The sequence below is a fragment of the Stieleria sp. JC731 genome (assembly GCF_020966635.1).
GTDB lineage: Bacteria > Planctomycetota > Planctomycetia > Pirellulales > Pirellulaceae > Stieleria.
Genome location: NZ_JAJKFQ010000005.1, coordinates 730,780 through 751,765 on the forward strand (window position 1 = coordinate 730,780; position 20,986 = coordinate 751,765).

Here is a 20,986-nt window from a genome sequence, read left to right on the forward strand (position 1 = left end):
CCACCCGCACGCTCGGGTGGCGTTTTTTAGCAACACCGATCCTCAATCGTTAGCGAATCGACGATGTTGAATCCAAACGCAATTCGCGTTTTCTGTGCGACTGTATTCCTTCTAGTCGCGACGAGCACTTGTTCGAAAGCACTTGCGACGATCCCGGAAGTCACCAAGCTTGAACCACGTGGCGTCGTCCGCGGTGAAGAAACCGTGGTGAAGTTTCGGGGCAATCGATTAAGTGATGCGTCGGAAGTGCTATGTGACTTGCCCGGCATCGAGATCTTGGAAGTTAAGGCTGTCAACAATTCCGAAGTCGATGTCAAAGTCAAAGCAGCTGCTGACCTGACCCCGGGCCTCTATCCGATTCGGTTGGTGACCAAAAGCGGCATCGCGAATTTGCGACTGTTGGGTGTCGGAGCTTTGCCAGTCGTTACCGAAGCGGAGCCCAACAATGAATTCGAAACTCCACAGAAAATCGAGCTGAATTCAACCGTCGATGGCGTGGTGACTCGTGAAGACGTTGATCACTATCAAGTCCATTTGACGAAAGGGCAAACGTTGAATGTCGAGATTGAAGGCATTCGTATCGCTTTCTCACTTCGCAATCAAAACATTCTCGATCCGTATATCGCGATCCTTGATGAGGGACGCTTCGAAGTCGCTTCGAGCGACGACAGCGACCTATTACAACAAGACGGGATGTGCAGTTTCACTGCTCCGGAAGACGGCAACTACACCATCTTGGTCCGCGATAGTTCGTTTCAAGGCAGCGACCAAGGCGTCTATCGATTGCACATCGGTACCTTTCCTCGGCCGGTCGCGGTCATCCCGGCGGGAGGCCAGCCTAGCACGGAATTAAACGCCAAGTTGGTCATGTCCGATGGCTCCGAGCGGACTGCGAGTATTCCGTTGCCAAGTGAACCCAAGGCGCAATGGGGAGTCGTCACACAAGACGAAACTGGTGTTACCCCATCGCCCAACTGGGTTCGCGTCAATGAACTACCCGTGGTGATGGAAGAGGAACCTAACGACGATCGTGCCAAAGCACCGGTTGTTCAAGTTCCGGGCGCTTACTGTGGAGTCATTTCACAGCCCGATGATTATGACTGCTTCGCCTTCGAAGCGAAAAAGGGAACGCGATACAAAGTCGAGGTCTTCGCACGAAATGTTTTGCGATCGCCACTCGATGCGGTTATCAATGTCTTTGCCCCCAACAATTCAACTCTCGTATCCAGTGACGATAGTCGTGGGCGAATCGATCCATTTTTAGAATTTGATGCAAAGGAAGATGGTCCGCATAAAGTGCGGATCTACGATCACCTTCGTGGTGGCGGACCGACCTACAATTACCGAATTGAGGTCAGCACTCCAACGCCTTCTGTCAATCTAACTTTAAAAGAACTGCGTCGTGACGAGGCCCAGGTGGTCGCAGTTCCGATCGGTGGCAGGAGTGCGATGATGGTATCGGTCAATCGAGACCGATACGGTGGAGTGGTCAATCTGAATGTCGATGGTCTGCCTGCGGGAGTGACCGCTCAGGCGTTCCCAATACCCAATGGACGTCCCGAAGCTCCCGTGGTGTTCACCGCGGCTGCCGACGCAAACTACAACGCTTCGCTTTATACCGTTTATGGCAAAGGCGACGAAAACAATCCACTTGTTGGCGGAAAGCTTTCGCAGTCGCACAACATGGTGCTTGGTCAGAACCGGCGTGCGATGTGGACGTACGATACCGATCGAGCTGCGATGGCTGTGACGGATCCAGTTCCTTTCGAGATCGAACTGGTTCAGCCGCAGACGCCGATCGTGCGAGACGGAAGCAAAAACCTGCTTGTCAGAATCAAACGCCACGAGGGGTTCGAAGAAACGGTTTCACTGCGAACTTTGTATAACCCGCCTGGTATCGGGATCAACAATGGCCGGTCTATCCCGAAGGATAAGTCCGAAGTTGAGATCCCGATTACTGCAAATGGCGGAGCCGGAATCGGCGAATGGCCAATCATTTTCATGGCCTACTACAACACCAAGAATGGTCAGGCCGTGACCGCGACACCACCGATCAACTTGGTCGTCGAAACCCAGTTGTTCAAATATGACTTTCCGAAGTCAGCAGGTGAATTGGGGGCCGAAGTCGCATATCAGTTGCCCGTCGAAACTCTGCGAGAATTCCAAGGCGAAGCTGAAGTACAACTTGTCGGTCTGCCAGCTGGTGTGACTTGCGATGCACCGACTCAGCCGATCGCGGCAGGCGCCGAAGCGGTGACGTTCCTACTTAAGGTCACCCCGGACGCCAAAGTCGGTTTGCACAAAACTTTGAATGCACAAAGTCGTGTCAAAGTGAATGATGAGGTCATCGTCCAAACCAACGGAACTGGAGAGCTGCGGATTGATAAACCGTTGCCCCCAAAAGTTGACGAACCAAAGAAAGAAGAGCCAAAGCCAGAGGTGAAGAAACCCGCTGCACCGAAGCCTTTGAGCCGCTTAGAACAACTAAGACAACAGAAGAACCAGTAGCATCAGTGTTTGGTGTGACGGGCGTTCGAGCCCAAATAGATCACGAAGAAATTTAACTCTACTGAGCGCAATTCCAAATGATGATCCGAACAGTAACTCCATTGTTGATCGCGGCGGCAATCGCCAGCGTCTCATTGGCCGTTACGCCGGCCGAAGAAGCCTCCAGTCAACCGAACAATGCGGCGCGCCGTCCGGATTTGTCGGTCTATCCGCCGGAAATCAAGCTCAACTCCGCTCGCGATCATCAGTCGTTTGTCGCCGTCATTCGACGTGACGATGGCATCACCGAAGACGCAAGCGACCGAGTGATCTGGAAGGTTGCCGACGAGTCCAAAGTTCGTCGCGATGGCTTCAAGCTGTTGCCCGTCGCAGACGGTCAGACCGAATTGATTGGCGAATACCTTGGTGCGACGATCAAGATTCCGGTGACGGTTTCAAACGCGTCGGTCACTCCACCGATCAGCTTCACCAACGACGTAATGCCGGTATTGACGCGAGCTGGTTGCAACACCGGTTCGTGCCATGGTGCGGCTCGCGGTAAAGATGGTTTTCGTCTGAGTCTGTTCGGGTTCGATCCGGCTGGCGACTACGACCGCATCACTCGCGAGATCGGATTTCGACGTATCAACCTGGCGATTCCCGAAGAAAGCCTGTTTGTGAAAAAGGCGATCGGAACCGTCCCGCATACAGGCGGAAAGCTCTTCGGTACCGAATCAGAATACTATGCGACGATTCTGGAATGGTTGTCCGCCGGCGCGAAGAACGATCCACAGGACAAGCAACCGCCTACAGTCGATTCCGTCGCGATCTATCCGCCCCAAGCTGTCATCGAGGGTGAGGGCAGCCAACAGCGTTTTGTCGCCGTCGCAACCTACAGCGATGGGACCACACGCGACGTCACGACACTTGCTGCGTTCACGTCTAATAACTCAGGTACCGCAGATATCGACAACGTCGGTATGGTGACCGCCGGTCGTCGTGGCGAAGCCTTTGTGATGGCTCGGTACGATACGCATACCGTCGGTAGCCAAGTTCTCGCGTTGCCGGTTGGTGTTCAGTACGAACCGCCCACGGTGACCGGCAACTACATCGATCAGCTTGTCGGCAAGAAGCTTCAGCAGCTACGGATTCTTCCCAGCGGGATTTGCTCGGACGAAGAGTTTCTGCGGCGAGTGACGATCGACATTACTGGATTGCTGCCAACCGAAGAAGAGTACCATCGATTTATCTCGGATACTGCCGATGACAAACGTGCTCGGTTGATCGATCAACTGCTTGAACGCAAAGAGTTCAGCGAAATCTGGGCGATGAAGTTCGCGCAGCTGCTGATGGTCAAAAGCACCAACCAGGTTAGCTACAAGTCTGCGTACTTATACGCGAACTGGTTGACCGACAAATTCGCGAAGAACGTTCCCGTTGACCAAATGGTTCGTGAGCTGCTGACCAGCACGGGCGGAACGTTTTCTTCACCGGCAACGAACTTCTATGAGATCGAACGCGATACGCTGAAGACTGCGGAAAATGTCGCTCAAGTCTTCATGGGGATTCGCACCCAATGTGCACAATGCCACAATCACCCCTTCGATCGCTGGACGATGAACGATTACTACGGTTTCGCATCGTTCTTTTCCCAGATCGGACGGAAGGGAGCTGAGGACTATCGCGAGCGGATCATCTACAACCGTGGCGGTGGAGAGGTCAATCACTTGGTGACCAAGAAACCGGTCCCGCCAACTTTCCTTGGTGGTGATGCACCCGACACTCGCGGCAAAGATCGTCGTGAAGTCTTGGCCAATTGGCTAACTCAGCCTGATAACCCATTCTTTGCAAAGTCGATCGCCAATCGTGTTTGGGCACATTACATGGGCGTTGGCTTGGTTGACCAAGTTGACGATATCCGTGTCAGCAACCCGCCGAGCAACCCTGAGTTGTTTGAAACGCTGGGTGACAAATTGGTCGAATACAAGTTCGATTTCCGTCAACTCGTTCGCGACATTTGCAACAGCGAAGCTTATCAACGAAGCAGCGAGACCAATCCTACCAACGCACATGACACACGAAACTACGCCTACGCGTTGACTCGTCGTGTTCCCTCGGAAAGCTTGTTGGATTGTATCTGTCAGGCGACCGAGTCTCCTGACAAGTTCCGCGGACTGCCGCTTGGTGCTCGTGCGGTACAGATTGCTGACGGTCAAACATCGAATTACTTCTTGACGACATTCGGTCGGTCTCCTCGTGCAACTGTTTGCGAGTGTGAAGCATCGACCGATCCATCGCTTTCCCAGGCGTTGCACCTATTAAACGGAAGCAGCGTCAGCCAAAAGGTTGCAAGCGGCGGCAAAGTCAAGCAGTGGATGGAGAAGGAACAGCTCTCCGAAGATCAAGTCATTGAACGGATTTATGTTCGTTGCCTATCGCGGAAGCCATCTGGTGACGAAGTCGCACAATTGAAGGGGATGTTGGAAAAGACAGAGAACAAAGTCGCGGCCCTGGAAGATGTCTACTGGGCAGTGCTTAACAGTCGCGAATTTGTATTCAATCACTGAGGCGAATCACCACGATGTTCCTAAAGTTAAATCCACCGATGTTGAAACGATTCGCGTTCTTGGCCGCAGGCATTTGTTCGGCGGCTACCGGTTATGGGAAGGATGTACCGGATAAGGTGACATTCGAAGAGCATGTCAAACCGATCTTCCGTCAACACTGTTTGAACTGCCATCACCAAGGTGACAAGAAAGGCGGTTTGGCGCTCGATACCTTCGGCTCCGTCGTCGAAGGCGGCGGCAGTGGTGAAGTCGTCTATGATGACGGCGATCTAGAAGGCAGTCGTCTATGGCAGTTGGTCAGCCACGCCGACACACCGATCATGCCCCCGAACCAAGACAAGCTTCCCGAGCCACAGTTGGCGATCATCAAAGCTTGGATTGAAGGCGGCATCCTGGAAAACTCCGGTTCGAAAGCCAAAAAGAAAAAAGCCAACGCACTTGCTTTTGTCGCGTCGACCGGAGGCAAGCCTGACGGCCCTGCCGCGATGCCAGAATCAACCCCGTTGGCAACGCCCGTAGTCACCGACCGTGCAGCAGCGATTACCGCGATTGCCGCAAGCCCCTGGGCTCCGCTGGTTGCGATTGCAGGCCAACAACAGATCGTGATGTACCACAGCGACAGTGGCGAACTGTTGGGTATCTTGCCGTTTGAGGAAGGGATCGCTCAGGATCTGAAGTTCAGCCGTGACGGTTCCTATTTGATCGCTGGCGGTGGCGAGCACTCATTAAAAGGTCTGGTCGCGATTTACAACGTCAAGACTGGCGAACGCGTCGCATCGGTTGGTGATGAATTGGATGTCGTTTTCGGCGCCGACGCTAACGATGCGATGAGCCGTGTTGCTCTTGGTGGTCCGCAAAAAATGTTGCGTATCTTTGACGCAACCAATGGTGAGATGCTTTTCGATTTGAAGAAGCATACCGATTGGATCTACAGCGTGGCATACAGCCCGGATGGAATCCTTGTCGCTTCGGGCGACCGTTCGGGTGGGCTTTGCGTTTGGGAAGCCGATACGGGACGCTTGTATTTGGACCTCACCGGCCACAAAGGGGCCATCCATTCGTTGGCTTGGCGAGATGACTCGAATGTGCTTGCCAGTGCGAGCGAAGACGGCACCGTCAAATTATGGGAAATGGAAGGTGGCAAAGCGTTGCGAACGATCAATGCCCATGGCGGTGGTGTGACGAGCGTGAAGTTTGATCACCAAGGCCAGCTCGCGACCAGTGGTGCCGATCGGCGTGCAAAGCTTTGGGCAGCAGATGGCAAAGAGCTCAAGAACCTCCAGCACGGCGGTGAGCCGATGTTGGAAGTCGCGATCACACACGACGGAAAGCGGTTGGTCTACGGAAACTGGGCTGGAGAAGTTTTCAACACGCCGGTCGATGACCCCAATGCGATGATGCCTCTGGCCGCCAATCCGCCGGCTACCTCACAACGTCTCGAGTCCGCCAAAACGACTCTCGTTTCAGTGCAGCAGAAACTGGAACCTGTCAAGGCTGAGCTAAATCAGGCGTTGTCGGGACTTGAAGCTGCCAAGAAGCCGCTTGCGGAACTCGATCAGAAGATCGCGACGTTGCGGCAACAAGCTGCCGAGAGTGAAGCGGCCGCGAAGGCTGCTGAGCAGGCGATTGCGAAGATCAATGAACAGATTCCTGTCGCATCGAATCAGTCGCGTGATCTTCAGGATCAAATGATCGCTCTACGTGTGGCCGTTGCTGCAGATAGCACCAAGGCGATCGCGCTCGCCGAAGCCGAAGAAACCTTGGCAGCTAAGCTGCTCGAATCAGCCAAACTGCGTCGTCAACATGCTGCCCAGCAACAAGCTGTTGGAGAGCATCGTAAGAAGGCTGCTGATCAAGTCGCACAGGCCGAGCAACTTTCGACAACGCGAGGCCCATTCGAAGAAGCGATTCAAAAGGCACAAGCGGTGGTGAATGCAGCTCAGAAGAACCACGATGCGGTCGCGGCTGAAGCTGAGGAGGTTCAATCCAAGATTGACCGGTTAATGGCGAGCGTCAACTGATCGATCGCGAAAGTGTATCCAGGTTGATAGCGCAACTCGTTGCATCCAACTCTCAAGGTCGTAGTTTGATTTCTACAAACTGCGGCCTTGCGTGATATTGGTCAACAGTTTGTGGATCGAACTCGGTGGCATTTCCTGTCAGCGAGCTGTTTGCTGCTGACCCATACTTTGTCCGATCCGATCAATTGCCAGGGAAACTTCATGACGGATCTGTTCAGTTGGAAAGTGCGAATGTTCCCTTTGACACAGTCGCAGCTGGCCTTTCCGGGACAACTGATCTGAGTTTCGAGTCGGAAGGACACCCATTTTCATCCACGTTCCCGTAGCCTTGGGGGCCGATTATGATAGCTCTATCGACATTAATCGGCTTTTTACCCCTCCCTCGTGCCTTGAATGCAAACGGCCCCTTGGGACAAAGCAGACGTCTCATCTAAACTAACACGGTCTCCCTTTATCTGAGATACGTTTCCCCACTCAAGATTCGTCGAATTCCCGATGGAACTAATCATTCTCCGTTGCGTGTTTTTGTTGTGCGCAGGCGGGGTCACTTGGATCATCAACACATCCCTGCCGAGCGATGCGGACGTCAATCCGTATTTGGTCTTGGTTGGTGTGATGGGGGTCGCTGTTGCGGCGATCCTGGTCGATATTTTCATCTCCAGCAAGCGGATCGATACGATCACGGCGGTTTACTTTGGCGTCCTAATCGGATTCCTGTTGACCTACGTGTTATGGATCGCGATCGCGCCTTTGTTTGCGCAATCAGTTCTGCTGGGCAATGCAATCCAGTCAATCATGGGGATGCTGTTGTGCTATATCTGCACCAGTATTCTGATGCAGACAAAAGATGACTTCAGATTCCTGATCCCCTACGTTGAATTCGTCAGGGAAGTCAAAGGATTCAAGCCTTTGATCTTGGACACCAGCGTTGTCATTGACGGACGAATTGCAGACTTGGTGAATACCGGCGTGTTTGACAACCAGCTGATCATGCCCCGTTTCGCACTAAGCGAACTACAGGCCATCGCCGACAGCAGTGACAAGCTGCGACGCGTTCGTGGCCGTCGTGGCTTGGACGTGCTAAACCGCATGCGTGCAGATGACAACGTTGACTTGATGATCTTCGATCGTGATCTTCCCGAACTTGCTGGGCAGACCGTCGATTTGAAACTGGTACTGTTGGCAAAGCACCTTGAAGGCAAGGTTGTGACAGGCGACTACAACCTGAACAAAGTTGCCAAGCTTCACAACGTTCCAGTCATCAATCTGAACGAGATTAGCAATTCACTTCGGCCAGTCTATCTGCCAGACGAAAACTTCCTGGTGAAGATCATCAAACCAGGTGAAGGTTCCGAGCAGGGAGTTGGCTACCTGGACGACGGAACCATGGTTGTCGTCGAAGGTGCCCGAAATCGAATCGGGCAGGAGCTTGATGTGCGAGTCACCAGCACCCTGCAAACGAATGCAGGCAAGATGATTTTTGCGAAGTACGAATCGCACTAATCACGTAAGACTTGATCTACTTGCCGATGCCTAACGCGGCGATTGAAAGCGCCGTTTGTCGAAGATCTCTTTCTTGATCTCCGCAGGCGGCTGCAGATCCAGAGTGTCGCGATCATCGCCGAAGCGGTGGTCTTCTTTGTCGTAGTTCAGGTATCGCTCTAGCGTTGTCTCGTCGCCTTGTCGTCGCAATTCAGCGATATGCCGTCGCACAGATTCTTGGGCCCAAGTACGCAGCGTCGTATACACAGCCGCCTCACCGGCAAACTGTGTCGAATAGCTGGTTAGTGCATCCAAAGTTTGCAAAGCATCTTTGTCCAGCAGATTTCGCAGGACGTTGTATTCCTCGTTCGTCACGCGGCGTGGACGCAGTGATTCAGGACGCCCATTGGGATCGTTTCTGTTCGAACGATCGGGGTCATCTGGCGGAGGTGGTGGACGATCACCGGAGGGCGGTTGATCGGGTCGAAAGCTAAACAGCGGATTACGACCGAATCCAAAGCGGCGTCGCCCACGCTGGTCAGGGTCATCGAGCATCTGGTGCATGGCGACCATCTTGAAGAAGTCCGCATTCGAATTCGGTTGAAGCTGACTGTTGCGAATTCGCTCCGCAATCTCCACCGGCAGTTCATCAACACGCTCCCAAAAGAGAGCTTCCAGCCAAGCGAATATACGATCAGAAGTTGATTCGCTGATCAGCTTTCCGGAGTCAAAGGACAATTCCGCCATCGTGTACTGGATCGCTTCTTCGATCGCGCCGGTACGCAGTGCTTCGTCGTCGCTTCGGATTTGGTCTCGCATTTCATCGGGAAGGTCTTCCAACCAAACCGATGCAACTTTCATGGTTGTAAGCAGCGAATCACGTTCTTCACGCGAATTGACTTTCGTCGCTGTTTGACGCAGTTCTCGCTTGGTCGATTCGTCGAAGGATTCAAATCGGTTCCATTTAACCAACAGCTTTTCGCGTTGATCACTTGGCAAGCTTTCGATCGCTTCGCTGATTGTTTCCTGGGGAAGTGACTCAACAACGCGTTGCGGTTCCATCGACCTTTCGCTGATTTGCTGCATCGCTTCGGCCATGGCTTGCCAACGTGGATTGGTGGCCAGCTGACTGAAGAATTTGAAATCCGGGCCCAGGCTGTAGGCTTCTAATTCTTCCGCGACTGCAAGATCTGCAAACTGCTTTTCCAGCGTCATTCGACGCGCGAAAGTCGTTCCGGCAATTCCGACACCGAACGCCGTAACAATCACGCCGACGGTCCCGACCAGACGGCGGTTTTTAGAGAACCAATTCGGCCGTTCGGTCTGCGACGGTGCTATATCGGAAACGACCAATTCGATCGTCGATTCGACAAGCTTTTCGTCGATCGATTCGCTAGGGATTTCGTCAAGCCAATCCCAACCGGTTTGCAGCATCTGCAATCGGTGACGAAACGGTGGTTCGGCGACCAATCGTTTCTCGACGACTTGACGTTTATCCTCCTCTAGTTCGTTGTCGAGGTAGGCAACTAGCAATTCGTCGTCAGGATCGACCGGATGATCATCCGTCAGAAGAACACTCTCACTCATTCTCGTCCCCCGTCTTAGGAACGGTTCCAGCTTCGATGTATGGCTGAAGTAGTTCCCGCAAATTAACTCGTGCTCGGCTGAGCAACGATTTGACCGCTTTCGTGGTCAGCCCCATTGTTTCGGCGATTTCCGCGTAGCTAAGGTTTTCGAAACGGGAAAGCATCAGCGCTGTTCGCTGACGTTCACCCAATGTTTTGACTGCGTGCAGAACGATGTCTCCTCGCTCGACGCCTTCAACGACGCGGCTTGGCATCAGTCCGCTCGCTTCCAATGCGGTGGCCGTCACGATGCCCACCGCTTGTGATCCGTCTCCACCTGTCGGCGCATCAACCTCGTTGACCTCTTGCCGACGCCCTTGACTGCGAGTCGCATTCCTCGCGACGTTTGCAGCGATTGTGAACAGCCAAGTCGAAAATTTTGCCCCTGGTTCGTAGCGTTCTCTTGCACGCCAGACCCGCATAAACGTTTCCTGCGCCAAGTCCTCCGCCATGTCGGCTCGCGGTCCCATCGCTCGCAACAGTCGGACCAAGCGCGGGTGATATTTGCGCAACAGTTCCTCATAAGCTGCCGCATCATCATTCTTGACACGCAACATCAATCGCACATCGGGATCCGATTGGCGATAACGCAATGCTGTGGATTCGCTGACAGACAACCGAGATGCACAACTCTAGAGGAAACAGGGATGATTCACGGCTGACGGCAAAGGTATCGCTAAGCGAACGAACGGGTTCGGTGGTCGCGACAACGGTTGGACGCAGCATATTGAATCACGTCAAATAATGGTCGCTGTTCGCGACCAACGCCTGAATTCTAATCTACCACGTTGAAACCCAAAACTTGGGTTGGGTTTCGCAGATTTGTCTGCCGTCAGAAAACCGGGCAAAAAATGTGATTCGCAACACGCAATCGAAAACACTGCCGCGTGGTTGACCAAGGATGAAGGCTTGCGGTTCAGGAAGGGAATAGGGATTCCTGGCAACGTGAAAACGGGACCAGCAGGAGTTCCGGTAGTCGCAGATCCTATTCCACTCTGTGTTCTGTAGCGGCTGACAGATCTGGTTGTGACGAATTGCGAAGTTTGGCAAAGCCACCCAGAGCAAACGCGAGAGCGAGTTCGACTGCCACGAAAAGCAGTCGTGTTAGGATCGCAGCAACAAGGGCCGTCGTCGGGCCAACGACCGGTGAAAGGATCACCGTCAAAGTTAGTTCACGTACCCCAGCCCCCCCTGGGATCAGGGACGCGAATCCCAACACCATGGCAAGGGCCATTGCCGCGACGGAAGCGAGAAAAAGCGTTAGCGAAGTAGTTTCGGGTAATCGTCCAGGGAGGCTGAAAACGATCAGGGCGAACGCTCCACCGATCAAGAACCATCCCCAAAGATGCCAAAACCAGGCTGCGGCAAAAAATCGCCACGAACGACCTGATGAACCTTCCGCGATATCTTGGTCAGTTTCCTTTTCTTCAGATCGTTGCACGCCAAGTTTTCGAATAATCCGTCCAAGGATCGGCGGCAGGCTTAGCATCGCACCAGCAATCCCACCAAGAAGGGCGCACCACGCGATCCAGCGATCCACCGGAAGGAACATGATCAAGGTTCCTGCCAATGCGGCACCAACAGCCATCATCATGATCGTTTCCATGAAGACCGATGTTGATCCCGCTAGCCAGGGGACACCCTGTTCTCGCAAGCGTCCCGCGCGGAGGACAACAACCATTGCCTTTCCGGGAACATATTTTCCCAAGTGACCGACGGTTTGAAACGCGATCGCATCTTTAGCGGTGACTCGATAACCCAGTAGGCGAGTCGCTTCACGCAGAACCAAACCACCGGTGGCCAGTCCGAGCGTATAGACCAACCCTGCGATGATGATCGTTGGCCAGTTGACGTTCGCCAGCGAAGGAAAGGCCTCGATCACTTGCTGGCGTTTTTGCCGAAGCGTTTGGCGCTCATTGTCACTGGCGGCGTTTGCGATTTGGTCGTCAAAAATCGCGACTTGGTCATCAAGTGATGACCGCTGAACCGCCAATTCGTCGATCGACTTTTTAATCGTCAATCCCAAGCCGAAAACAACCAGCAAAGCAATCACAAGCTTCGCGATTGCTTTGACATTCGTTTTCATTCTGCCTCGGGATATCGGATCGATTCCTTTTTCAGTCGGACTTTCCATTTCTTGACGATGTCTTCGCGGCGTGATTCGACGACTTCTTCCGGCCGGAAGAAAAGTGTCGTGCCACTGATATCACGAAGATGTTCCGATGCCAAGACGCGGACGGGAATCGAAGCAGATTCCAAGTGGGATACCAACTCGGCATCTCCACCTGTTTTCAGTTGGTCTTGTGAATAGCCGACTAACAGTTTGAAAAGGGTGTCGCCGTCGGCGTTGTCCAAAGCTTCGTTTTGTCCCGCGATAGCCGTTCGAACCGCAGCCGCATCGTCAACACTGCGGTCCAGCATGTCACGGATCGCGTCAAGGTGCGATGACCAGTAAAGACGCTGTTTCCCAACGCTTAGCAGTCCATCAACGCCAAAGTATGCCGACGCGTCATTGAGAGCCAACATCGTTTTTCCGGCCAACGCGGCAACTTCGTTTCTGCGGAAACCCAAGGCAACTCGCAGGGACAATGTCAATGAATCTGTCTTGTCGCTACGAACGAGTTCAAGGAGATCCGATGCGGCCTGTGCTTCCAGTGAACCGGTATCGAATTCGGGGTCGACCCACGATGGCAAAGACTCGAGGGCGGCAACCGCTGGGGCTTTCGAGGTTTCATCACATACGATAAACGAAACGGATTCATTTTCAGCGAGCTCGAAGTCGCCCGGCGGTTCACAATCAAGTTGCGACGTTGCCACTATGGTTTGCCCTTTGAAGGACAGATCGCCGGCGATGCTGAATAGCTGAATTTCGGTCTTATGGTTTTCGGGGATCATTGGATCAATCCCCAACAGCCGCTGGTGGTCAACCTGGTAGCCAAACGATGCGACCTCCGACTCTGCGGTTACCAGCACTGCGATATCTTTAAATCGCAAAACGATTTGGTCCCCTGCATCAGCGAGTTGCACGATCCCTCTACCAAATCGGGCATCGATGCTGATTGTGGAATCATCATCCGGTGTTCCTGATCGGAAGACCACTTGGCTTGCACCGACCAGTGTCAAAGACTTGTTCGGTTTATCCATCGTGAACGTTGCACGATATTCGGGCCCGCAAGCGATGCGTCGCTCTGTCAGGATATCAGCGTCCGGAGCCACCAATTTCCAGTCATCGTCAACTTGCATTGCGACCATTGCATTGTCTGAAACCAATTTGGCGATTGCCGTCGCTGCTCGGTTGACGTCTTCCACAGACGAAGCAGGTTTTTCGATTAGGTCCTTCTCTGCGTTTGTCGGATCAAGGTCCGACATATCGGTAGCGGGGGACGTTGTATCTGCGTTTGCGATTCGTTCGTCGGGGCTATTTTCAACTGTGCCCATCTCGGGTTCGGTACCCATCCCTGTTTCCGTGTCGCCCGCGATTTCGATTGACGGCGGAACAGGTGGGGCTTCAGAGGTAACCTCGTCTGCAACCGCGGGATTGACCATTTCGGGATCAACCTCCGCCGATTCGGATGACTTGTCCGACGGTGTATCCATCGGAATCGGTGGTGCCGAAAACTCCACTTCGACTTCAGTCTCGGGTTCGTCCGATGTCTTCGCGGTGGACGCGTTGCTTGGCGAATCTGAGCTTGTTGGCGGTTTGGTATCCGGTGCAACGGGCTTTGCTTCGTCATCGGAAACGACTTCAGCTTCGTCACTGGGTTCGATCACCGCTGACATCTGTTGATCGTCAGTCGTTTTCGATGCCTGCGGACCCATCATTGGCGCAAAAACTTTGCTGATCGCAAATAAGAGCACTCCCACAAGTGCCAGCGAAACCAGCCATGGCGTAATGCGTGAGGGGCGGATGTCGCCTTCATAGAAATCCGATCGCTCGAGTTCACGTAGCGGTCGACTTCCTGCAAGAGGGCTGCCATCGTCCATGAAGTTTGCGGCGACCGCGAATTGTTCCGATTGTTCTCTCAGCTTGGTTGCCGCTTGAAAGACACCGCTATCACCAGCATCGACCGGCTTGACCTCGTGTGGTACTTGCGTCGTTTGGTCGGACAGACTTGGTGGGGGCATCACGCTCGGGGGGATCGATCCGATCGTAGCTTCGTCCGGGATGTCAAACGACGGCGGCTCAGGCGTTATTGTCGAGCTTTCGGCTGCCTCTTCGGACAGTTCGATGCTGGAATAACGCGGACCGATCCCGCCTGCGATCGCTGCCCCGGTTCCGAATAGGTCTTGCGCGTCCTCGGTCGCTCGAACATTGCCAACCTCATCAACCATTGCAAAGATTCGGCTGCGAAGTTCGTCGGATGCTTTCGCTGGCTGGCCCAGAACCATGGTCAAAATCTGATGACACGCGCCGGCTTCAGCCAAGCTCGGCAATGAGTCCAAACACGCTTTCTCAAGTTCGGCCGTCTGTTCCGGCGAAAGCGTGCTATCGAGGTAGTCACTCATCATGTTCGCGTCCTCGATCGGGTGAACCGATTCGGGCGCGGGGGCGGACAACTGCGGATTAGTGATGCACGCTCGGATTGCCTGGACAAGCTGAGTGGCCTGTCCGCTTCGCTCAAGTTTGTCACGTAGGATCTCGCGGTCACGCGGATCCAAGGTGTCATCCAAGTAGGCGAGCAGGGTGCGAAGAGTCAGTCTCATGATGGTCACTGTGAGGGTTCGACATTGGACGGTGACGATCAGCTTGGGGCCCACCGCGGAGTGGTGCGATGGATCGTGATCCCAAGCGAGTTTCAGCGTCTATGTCGTTAGTGACATGGAAGACAATCGGCCGTGCAACCAACTGAGAAAAATCTTAGAAAACTACAGCAGCAGAAAGTTCGCGCAATGGCGCAAACAGTCCGCGTTGCCCGAGACGGCGAATTTCGCTAGCCAAGAACTTTGGTGATCGGAAGGCTCATCGCGAACGTCGCGATCGCGGTCAGGATGACAGCAGCGGTCCAAATGACTGCGATGATGGATCCGACCATCCAAAACTGGCTTAGCGACTTTGCGGCAACCAACGCGGCAACGGGAGAACTGGATTCGGCAGCCGCTTTTAGCTTGGTGGAAACCTGGATCGCTAGTGCGCCAAAGATGCTGCCTGCAACGGCGGAGACACTGAAAATGGAAGCCGAATAGTAGTCGGAATAGAGTTTCTGGCCGCCTTCATTGAGCTTTAAAAACTGAACGACAAGGAAAATCAAACAGCCGACGATGAGGCCGATACCAAGCATCAGTATCCATCCATGATTTTGGCAAATCTCATTGGTGAGTGCGTTTCCGGAGGGAGAATCTGCACTGATCAAATCCTCGGAGACGCTACCTTCTGAGTTGCCCGCAGAAGGTTTGGGTTTTCCGCCGAATAGTTCGGGTAGAGCCTCGGATGCTGCAGTCCAAGACTGCATGCCGTTCTTCCAAACCAAGGAATCCTTTTTCAAAATTTTGGCTTCTGCATAGAGCCGCATTTGGTCCATCGAGACAGGGCCTTGCTTTTCCCCTTGGACATGAGCGTACCACTGGGCGGTTGCGTTTTCGTTTGGTGCGATGCAACCAGCTTGCCCTGCCGCCCCTTCACCTGGTGGGACAACCGAACCGTCAGCAGCCATGTCACCGGCGATAGCACCCATGGCGCTGGCGCGTGGAAAGAAGTTCCCGAATTCTTCAGCCTTGGTCCAACTGAGACCGTCCGCGGACAGTTCGTGTACGCGGGTGACCTGCCCACGACGAACCATTTCTTTGACTTTATCTGGAGCCAGCGGACCAATCGTTCGGCCACGAAATCGAATGAAGACGCGTTCAATCTGTGTCATGCGTGCTTATTTCGGAAACAGGAAAAGAGGTCGGCCGGGGATAAGATCGACGGGGTTCGATGTGAGCTGAACATGGCCTTGATTGAGTTCACCAATTTTATTCAGCGCTGTTTCGGCGTTGCCTTCACGAGCCTCCACGGCGACAAAAATGGATCCGTCGCCCACGGGGTGTGGATCGCGTAAATGATAGCCGATTTGGTTGTCCGCCGTTCGACTGAGAAAGCCGATCCACTGCAACTTGGAATTCCCAATTGCGGTGAAGTCGCTGAGCGGATCGCTGAAACGAGGGAACGCGATGCTCAATTCCGACTTGATTGTGTTTTCAACGTCAGCTGGCAATTCGCTGGTGAAAGGTCGCGGTTCATACCATCGCTGGAAATTGTCTGCTCGCCGCTGCAGCGTAGCCATCGTTTGAGGGATTGCTTGGGTCAAACGTTCGCTGCCACGGGTCGCGCCTTCAAGTAATCGAAAGATCATCCATTCTTTGATTCTCGCATCGAGATCCGGGCGTTTGGTCATGATCTCGCTGACCAGTCGGATAAAGGTTTGTTCCCAAAGTGAAGCCAAGTCGATCGCACGGGTGCGTTTCTGTTCAAGCAACCAATCGATCGAAGCCATCGGTTCGTTGTCAACGTCGTCCAACGGGCCTTCGAAACCTTCGTTGCGAACTGAACCGGTCGAATCCTTGACGACCATGACGCCCAAGCTGCCGCTGCGTTTCATACGGTCGGCGTTGTCTTCGGCGTATGTCTTTGTGATCAGATACTGCTGCCCCTTGGCATTTAACGTGACCAACTGGGCGAGCGGATGGTTTTCAAAGATGCGGAATGTTTCGTCTTGAATCCGTTGACGGCGGCGAATCTCTTGCATCGAATCGACGAACTTCGGCATCGCATCGAGTACCGGGTTCGGTGAAACACGACCGCGTAGCAAAGCGGCCGACTCCATCAACTCGGTTGCTTCGCCGCTTGTCACACCTTGGTCTAGTCTTTGGTTTAGTTGTTTCAGCCAGTCATTGGTGCGATCAACATTGACCCAATTGTCTTCTTCATCGATGACTTTTTCGAAGTCGACAAAACCGGTGTCGGCGACGGTACGGCGAGACAATTCGCGAAGTCGATCTGCATAGACTTCAAGACTTCTTGCGTTGACCAATGTGTCGATCGCTTCATTGAGCTGCGATTCCGACTGCATCTGACGTTTCATCTGATCGATCGTCGACGTAATCGAACTGCGAAGTTGTTCCTGCTTCGTAATCGCGGTTTCTGAACGAAGTGGATATTGTGAAGAGAGTCGGATCACCTGGGTCCGCAATTGTTCAAGCGAAGTTAGGTTGGTCGAGGAATTGCCACGCGATTGCAGCTGTCCGAACGTTGTCCAAAACTGCCCAATCTTTTCGACCATTTCGTCACTTTGTTTGGTCGCAACCGATTCGGTGTAAGCTTGCTTTCGCTTGCGGATATCATCGATCCTGGCACGTTCGGCGTCGGTTGCAGCGAGTTCTTCCAATTGTGGAATCAGCAACTCGTCGATCAATGCCGGATCATCAACATTGGCTTGACGAAGCAGGTCTTCGAAACGACTTGCGCGATTGTTTTCTTTGTCGACGGCTTCGTTCGCTTGTGAATACAGTGCAACCATTTTGGGCAGTGCGGTGACATCGGGAGCGGTTGCCCCGATCGATTGAAAGAAATCGATCGCCTCAGCGTATTGGTTCCCGCTGACAAAGTTTTCCATCTGCCGAACGTATTCGATTCGCTGCTTGCTGCGTTGCGACGCGGAATAGACCATGTATGACGAGATCAATCCGATGATCAGGACTGCGGCAGCAGCGATTCCGATCGCCATCCACTTTTGCTTCGCTCGCTTTGCGGGGGCGTCCGCCAATTCTTGGACTCGCTGCGCAAGTTCGACTGGCAACGGTTCACCAAATCGTGTGGCATTGGCGGCAGCCTGTTGAATTTCCTCGGCTGAATGGTTTCCATCCAGATAGGACTGCAAGGTTTGAAGGGCGATCTGACGTTCGCTTTCCATCATCGCTTGGCGATCGATATCTTCGAGCCACTGCAAGCTCGGAGCGACCGCCGCTTCCATCTCTGATGGCACGCCAATCTTGTAGCGAGCGCGGCTGGACTGCCATTTGGTTCGCAATGCGCGAGCGCTCGATTCGTCCCGATCTTCAAACGCTTGAATTAGCTTGGGTGCGATCTGGCCAAGCTCCTGCTGCATGTTTTGCCGAACATAGGATTCGGCGGCGAACTGGCTTTGCTCAACCAAACGGCCAGACGGTTTGATGCGCCATTGGCTGGATTTCAGTTCCTCGTTCAACAGGAATAGTTCCCTTGAATCTTCCCGTTCAAGAGCATCGTTTAGTTCTCGGTCAATCTGTCCTAGACGGATCTTCTCCCATGTCTCGACGTCCTCGGACCAAACCGAATTGCCGGGATCGACGTGGGCGATTTGCCGGAGCGTTCGGAGTCTGACGCCAAGTGGAGCTTTCGCGATCGCCAATCTGCGGTGACGACGTAGCAATGCGTCCAGCGGCAAGCTTTCGATGATCGCTTCGTTGATTTGGGCGACGTAGTCCAAATTCAATTTTTGCGGTAGCGGAATGCCAAGGAACTGCAAGATCTCGGTCCATTCATCCCATTCGGGAAATTCCAGTTCGGCTGCCAGGTCGAGCGCATTGGGAGTCATCTCGATGCGTTGGATGGCTTCACTGCGCAAGCCTTTGCGAAGCAACATGACGGCTTCATCAAGTCGCTTGTTGACGCTTTGCACTTCGACTTTGTAGGCATCCGCCAAAGGACGCATTTCTTCCTCGGCGATACCGTCCCGCTTTTCCAGGGCGCGTCGGATTCTATCAACGGTCGTGGGCATTTGACTGTTACCAGGAAAAATGAATGCGTAGGGGGATGCGTCGAATGATTGATCGTCCCGCATCGAAAAAAATCAGATCTGGGACGTCGACCCAGCACCCGTCCTTTAGTGTTTGATGTGCTTTACGCACTCGATTGACCAACAGCGGGATTTCACCACATGCCGAGACGATATTTAGCAAAGCCTTTTGCTCGTCACGTTCAAGTGGGTTGGCGAGTTCCTCTGCTTTCGATTGCAGTCGTTTGCGAAGCAAGCTGGTTTCTTCCACAAAGTCATCGTTGGTCGGAATCGATCGGAACAGATAGTTCAACTGCGTTTCTTTCGAGCGATTCATCCGAACCAAGAAAGATGAAATCAAAGTGTCAAAGGTGGGCGGGATCTGTTCGCCATTTTCGCGGATCGATTCGACCGTTTGAATCAGATCGTTAAGCGATTGCCCGAATTCCCGATAGGCACTGGCTTGCAAGTCCTTTGCGAAAGGCGCTTCGCCAAGTTCGATTTTTGCATTTCCGATAAAGTAGCCGGACTCATCGTGCCAGTAAAAGTCGGAACCGTTTAGCTGCGAAGGAATCTTGCGTAGTTTGCGAGCGTCGACAGTCCTGCGGTCATCGACCAGTTCGGTCTGTTCGATCTCATAGGGCGCCGGTTCTTGCAGACTAAACGCATCGGCTCCCCAAGACACCGTGATAACTTTGGGAGTGGCTGCGGGCGGTTGGTCAGTCGAGGGAGAATCACGCTCCGTTTTGGGCTCGATTTGAATCCTGACACCACCGCGAGCGCTGACAATCCTGGGCGGTTCATTGGACTCGCCAACCTCGTTTAGGATCCATGCAAAAAGCTGCTTTTTGTCGTAGCGCAGCGTCAGGATGGTTTTGGGTGTTTCATCGGGAACAACGACGGGGGGCGATTCGACCGGTTCGGTTTGTTGATCCGATACCGGTTCCTCAACGGCGATATCGATCGGCGGCGCGAACGCTGGCGGTTTGGCTGGCGAAAACTGAGTTGCGATAAACCAAGTCGTGACAGCAAGCATCAGGAACGCGATCAATGCCGCGGCCAGCCATCGGGTTTTGTTGCTTCGTCGGTGGTCGTCTATCCCTGGCGGAAGCGCCGGTGGCTCCATCGAAGGAGGCGGTCCGACATCGTTTTCATCTTCGTGTTGCCAGTTCGCATTGATTTGCAGCGGTTCGCTTGAGTCGGTCTCTTCAACAGACCTATCGATCGGAGAAGCAATCGCGGGTTTCGCAGTTCCGCGAGCCAGTTCGACCCAAGGCGAAACTGTTTTGATCGATGGCGACTTGGTCAAGTTGATGCATCGATTGCCACCGATTGCGTTTTTAGCCTCATCCGTGCCAATAGGAACAAAACGCAATTTGCAGTTCGCGTCTGGCGGTAGCTTTACTCCAAAGGTGCTGAACGTTGCTTGCCAACGACGTTCAACTGGCAACAACGCGATGGCTTCGTCGATAAGTTCCAAGAGGATGTCGCGTTGTTCGATCGAGTAAACAACCCACAGAGGTGACTGATCATTTGACGTGAATGCTTCGGCAATGACGCCACCCCAACCAGAGTCACCGGCGACGTTTTTCCATGTGGTACAAATCCGAGGCGATTGATTTGATCTCGGGATCGATGGGCCTGCTGTTGGCGTTTCGCAGATGCCCAGCCACTCCGAGCGAATGATCGGTTGTTGAAGAAGCCATGCTGGCCCGGCGGAGGGCATCTCATGGGGTTCAAGAACAACGTGATGAGCGATCTTGTTGCTGGGTCGCCCGGTGTAGTCGATCCCGTAGGGGCCGATGCGCGAAAGCACCGAAGTCGGTTTGCCGGCAATCGAATAAACCTGGTGCGAAAAAGCGATCGGGTTTTCTTGGTATCGCGGATGGTCCGCCATATAGAACTGGCGATAGCCCGAAATCGATTCCAGTTTGCTGATCACATTGATGGGCATTCCCGCAGTCGATAACACGGTGCAGAAACCTTTAGCGCCGTGTCGTAGGCCCTGGGGCGCGGACGTATAAAGAAGCTCGCTACTCATCTAAGTTGACCGTCAAAAAGAATCCTCGATC

The 20,986-nt window shown here is 53.5% G+C and carries 11 protein-coding genes; 4 read left to right on the forward strand and 7 right to left on the reverse strand.

Translation table 11 applies throughout. From position 1 onward, the window contains the following. Window positions 1-63 precede the first annotated feature (63 nt). The 4 genes from LOC67_RS13725 (at window position 64) to LOC67_RS13740 (ending at window position 8,578) form a co-directional block, all read left to right on the forward strand. On the forward strand, window positions 64-2,508 hold the full coding sequence (locus tag LOC67_RS13725; RefSeq protein ID WP_230263176.1) for a pre-peptidase C-terminal domain-containing protein: 2,445 nt from the start codon (window positions 64-66) through the stop codon (window positions 2,506-2,508). A 77-nt stretch (window positions 2,509-2,585) separates the two neighbouring features. Further along, complete coding sequence (locus LOC67_RS13730; protein WP_230263177.1) at window positions 2,586-5,054, forward strand: DUF1549 and DUF1553 domain-containing protein; 2,469 nt, start codon at window positions 2,586-2,588, stop codon at window positions 5,052-5,054. Window positions 5,055-5,068: 14 nt separating this feature from the next. Further along, window positions 5,069-7,075, forward strand: coding sequence for a c-type cytochrome domain-containing protein (locus tag LOC67_RS13735; RefSeq protein ID WP_230263178.1), 2,007 nt, complete (start codon window positions 5,069-5,071; stop codon window positions 7,073-7,075). A gap of 495 nt (window positions 7,076-7,570) precedes the next feature. Further along, window positions 7,571-8,578 (forward strand): PIN/TRAM domain-containing protein, encoded by a 1,008-nt coding sequence (locus LOC67_RS13740; protein WP_230263179.1) that lies wholly within the window; start codon window positions 7,571-7,573, stop codon window positions 8,576-8,578. 30 nt (window positions 8,579-8,608) lie between these two features. On the opposite strand, the gene LOC67_RS13745 is transcribed toward LOC67_RS13740, so the two are convergent. The 7 genes from LOC67_RS13745 to LOC67_RS13775 form a co-directional block, all read right to left on the reverse strand. Further along, on the reverse strand, window positions 8,609-10,144 hold the full coding sequence (locus tag LOC67_RS13745) for an anti-sigma factor family protein (protein ID WP_230263180.1): 1,536 nt from the start codon (window positions 10,142-10,144) through the stop codon (window positions 8,609-8,611). Beyond that, window positions 10,137-10,775, reverse strand: a complete 639-nt coding sequence (locus LOC67_RS13750) for an RNA polymerase sigma factor (RefSeq protein ID WP_230263181.1) — start codon at window positions 10,773-10,775, stop codon at window positions 10,137-10,139. Before LOC67_RS13750 ends, LOC67_RS13745 begins: the two co-directional genes overlap by 8 nt. Before the next feature lie 392 nt (window positions 10,776-11,167). Continuing rightward, window positions 11,168-12,268: a YbhN family protein gene (locus tag LOC67_RS13755; RefSeq protein WP_230263182.1), complete on the reverse strand. Its 1,101-nt coding sequence runs from the start codon at window positions 12,266-12,268 to the stop codon at window positions 11,168-11,170. Then, complete coding sequence (locus tag LOC67_RS13760; protein WP_230263183.1) at window positions 12,265-14,886, reverse strand: hypothetical protein; 2,622 nt, start codon at window positions 14,884-14,886, stop codon at window positions 12,265-12,267. Before LOC67_RS13760 ends, LOC67_RS13755 begins: the two co-directional genes overlap by 4 nt. 227 nt (window positions 14,887-15,113) lie before the next feature. After that, window positions 15,114-16,037, reverse strand: a complete 924-nt coding sequence (locus LOC67_RS13765; RefSeq protein WP_230263184.1) for a DUF4339 domain-containing protein — start codon at window positions 16,035-16,037, stop codon at window positions 15,114-15,116. 6 nt (window positions 16,038-16,043) lie between these two features. After that, entirely contained in the window at window positions 16,044-18,917 is a 2,874-nt protein-coding gene (locus tag LOC67_RS13770; RefSeq protein ID WP_230263185.1) for a hypothetical protein, read from the reverse strand. A gap of 7 nt (window positions 18,918-18,924) precedes the next feature. Further along, window positions 18,925-20,955: a hypothetical protein gene (locus LOC67_RS13775; RefSeq protein WP_230263186.1), complete on the reverse strand. Its 2,031-nt coding sequence runs from the start codon at window positions 20,953-20,955 to the stop codon at window positions 18,925-18,927. Between the last annotated feature and the right edge of the window lie 31 nt (window positions 20,956-20,986).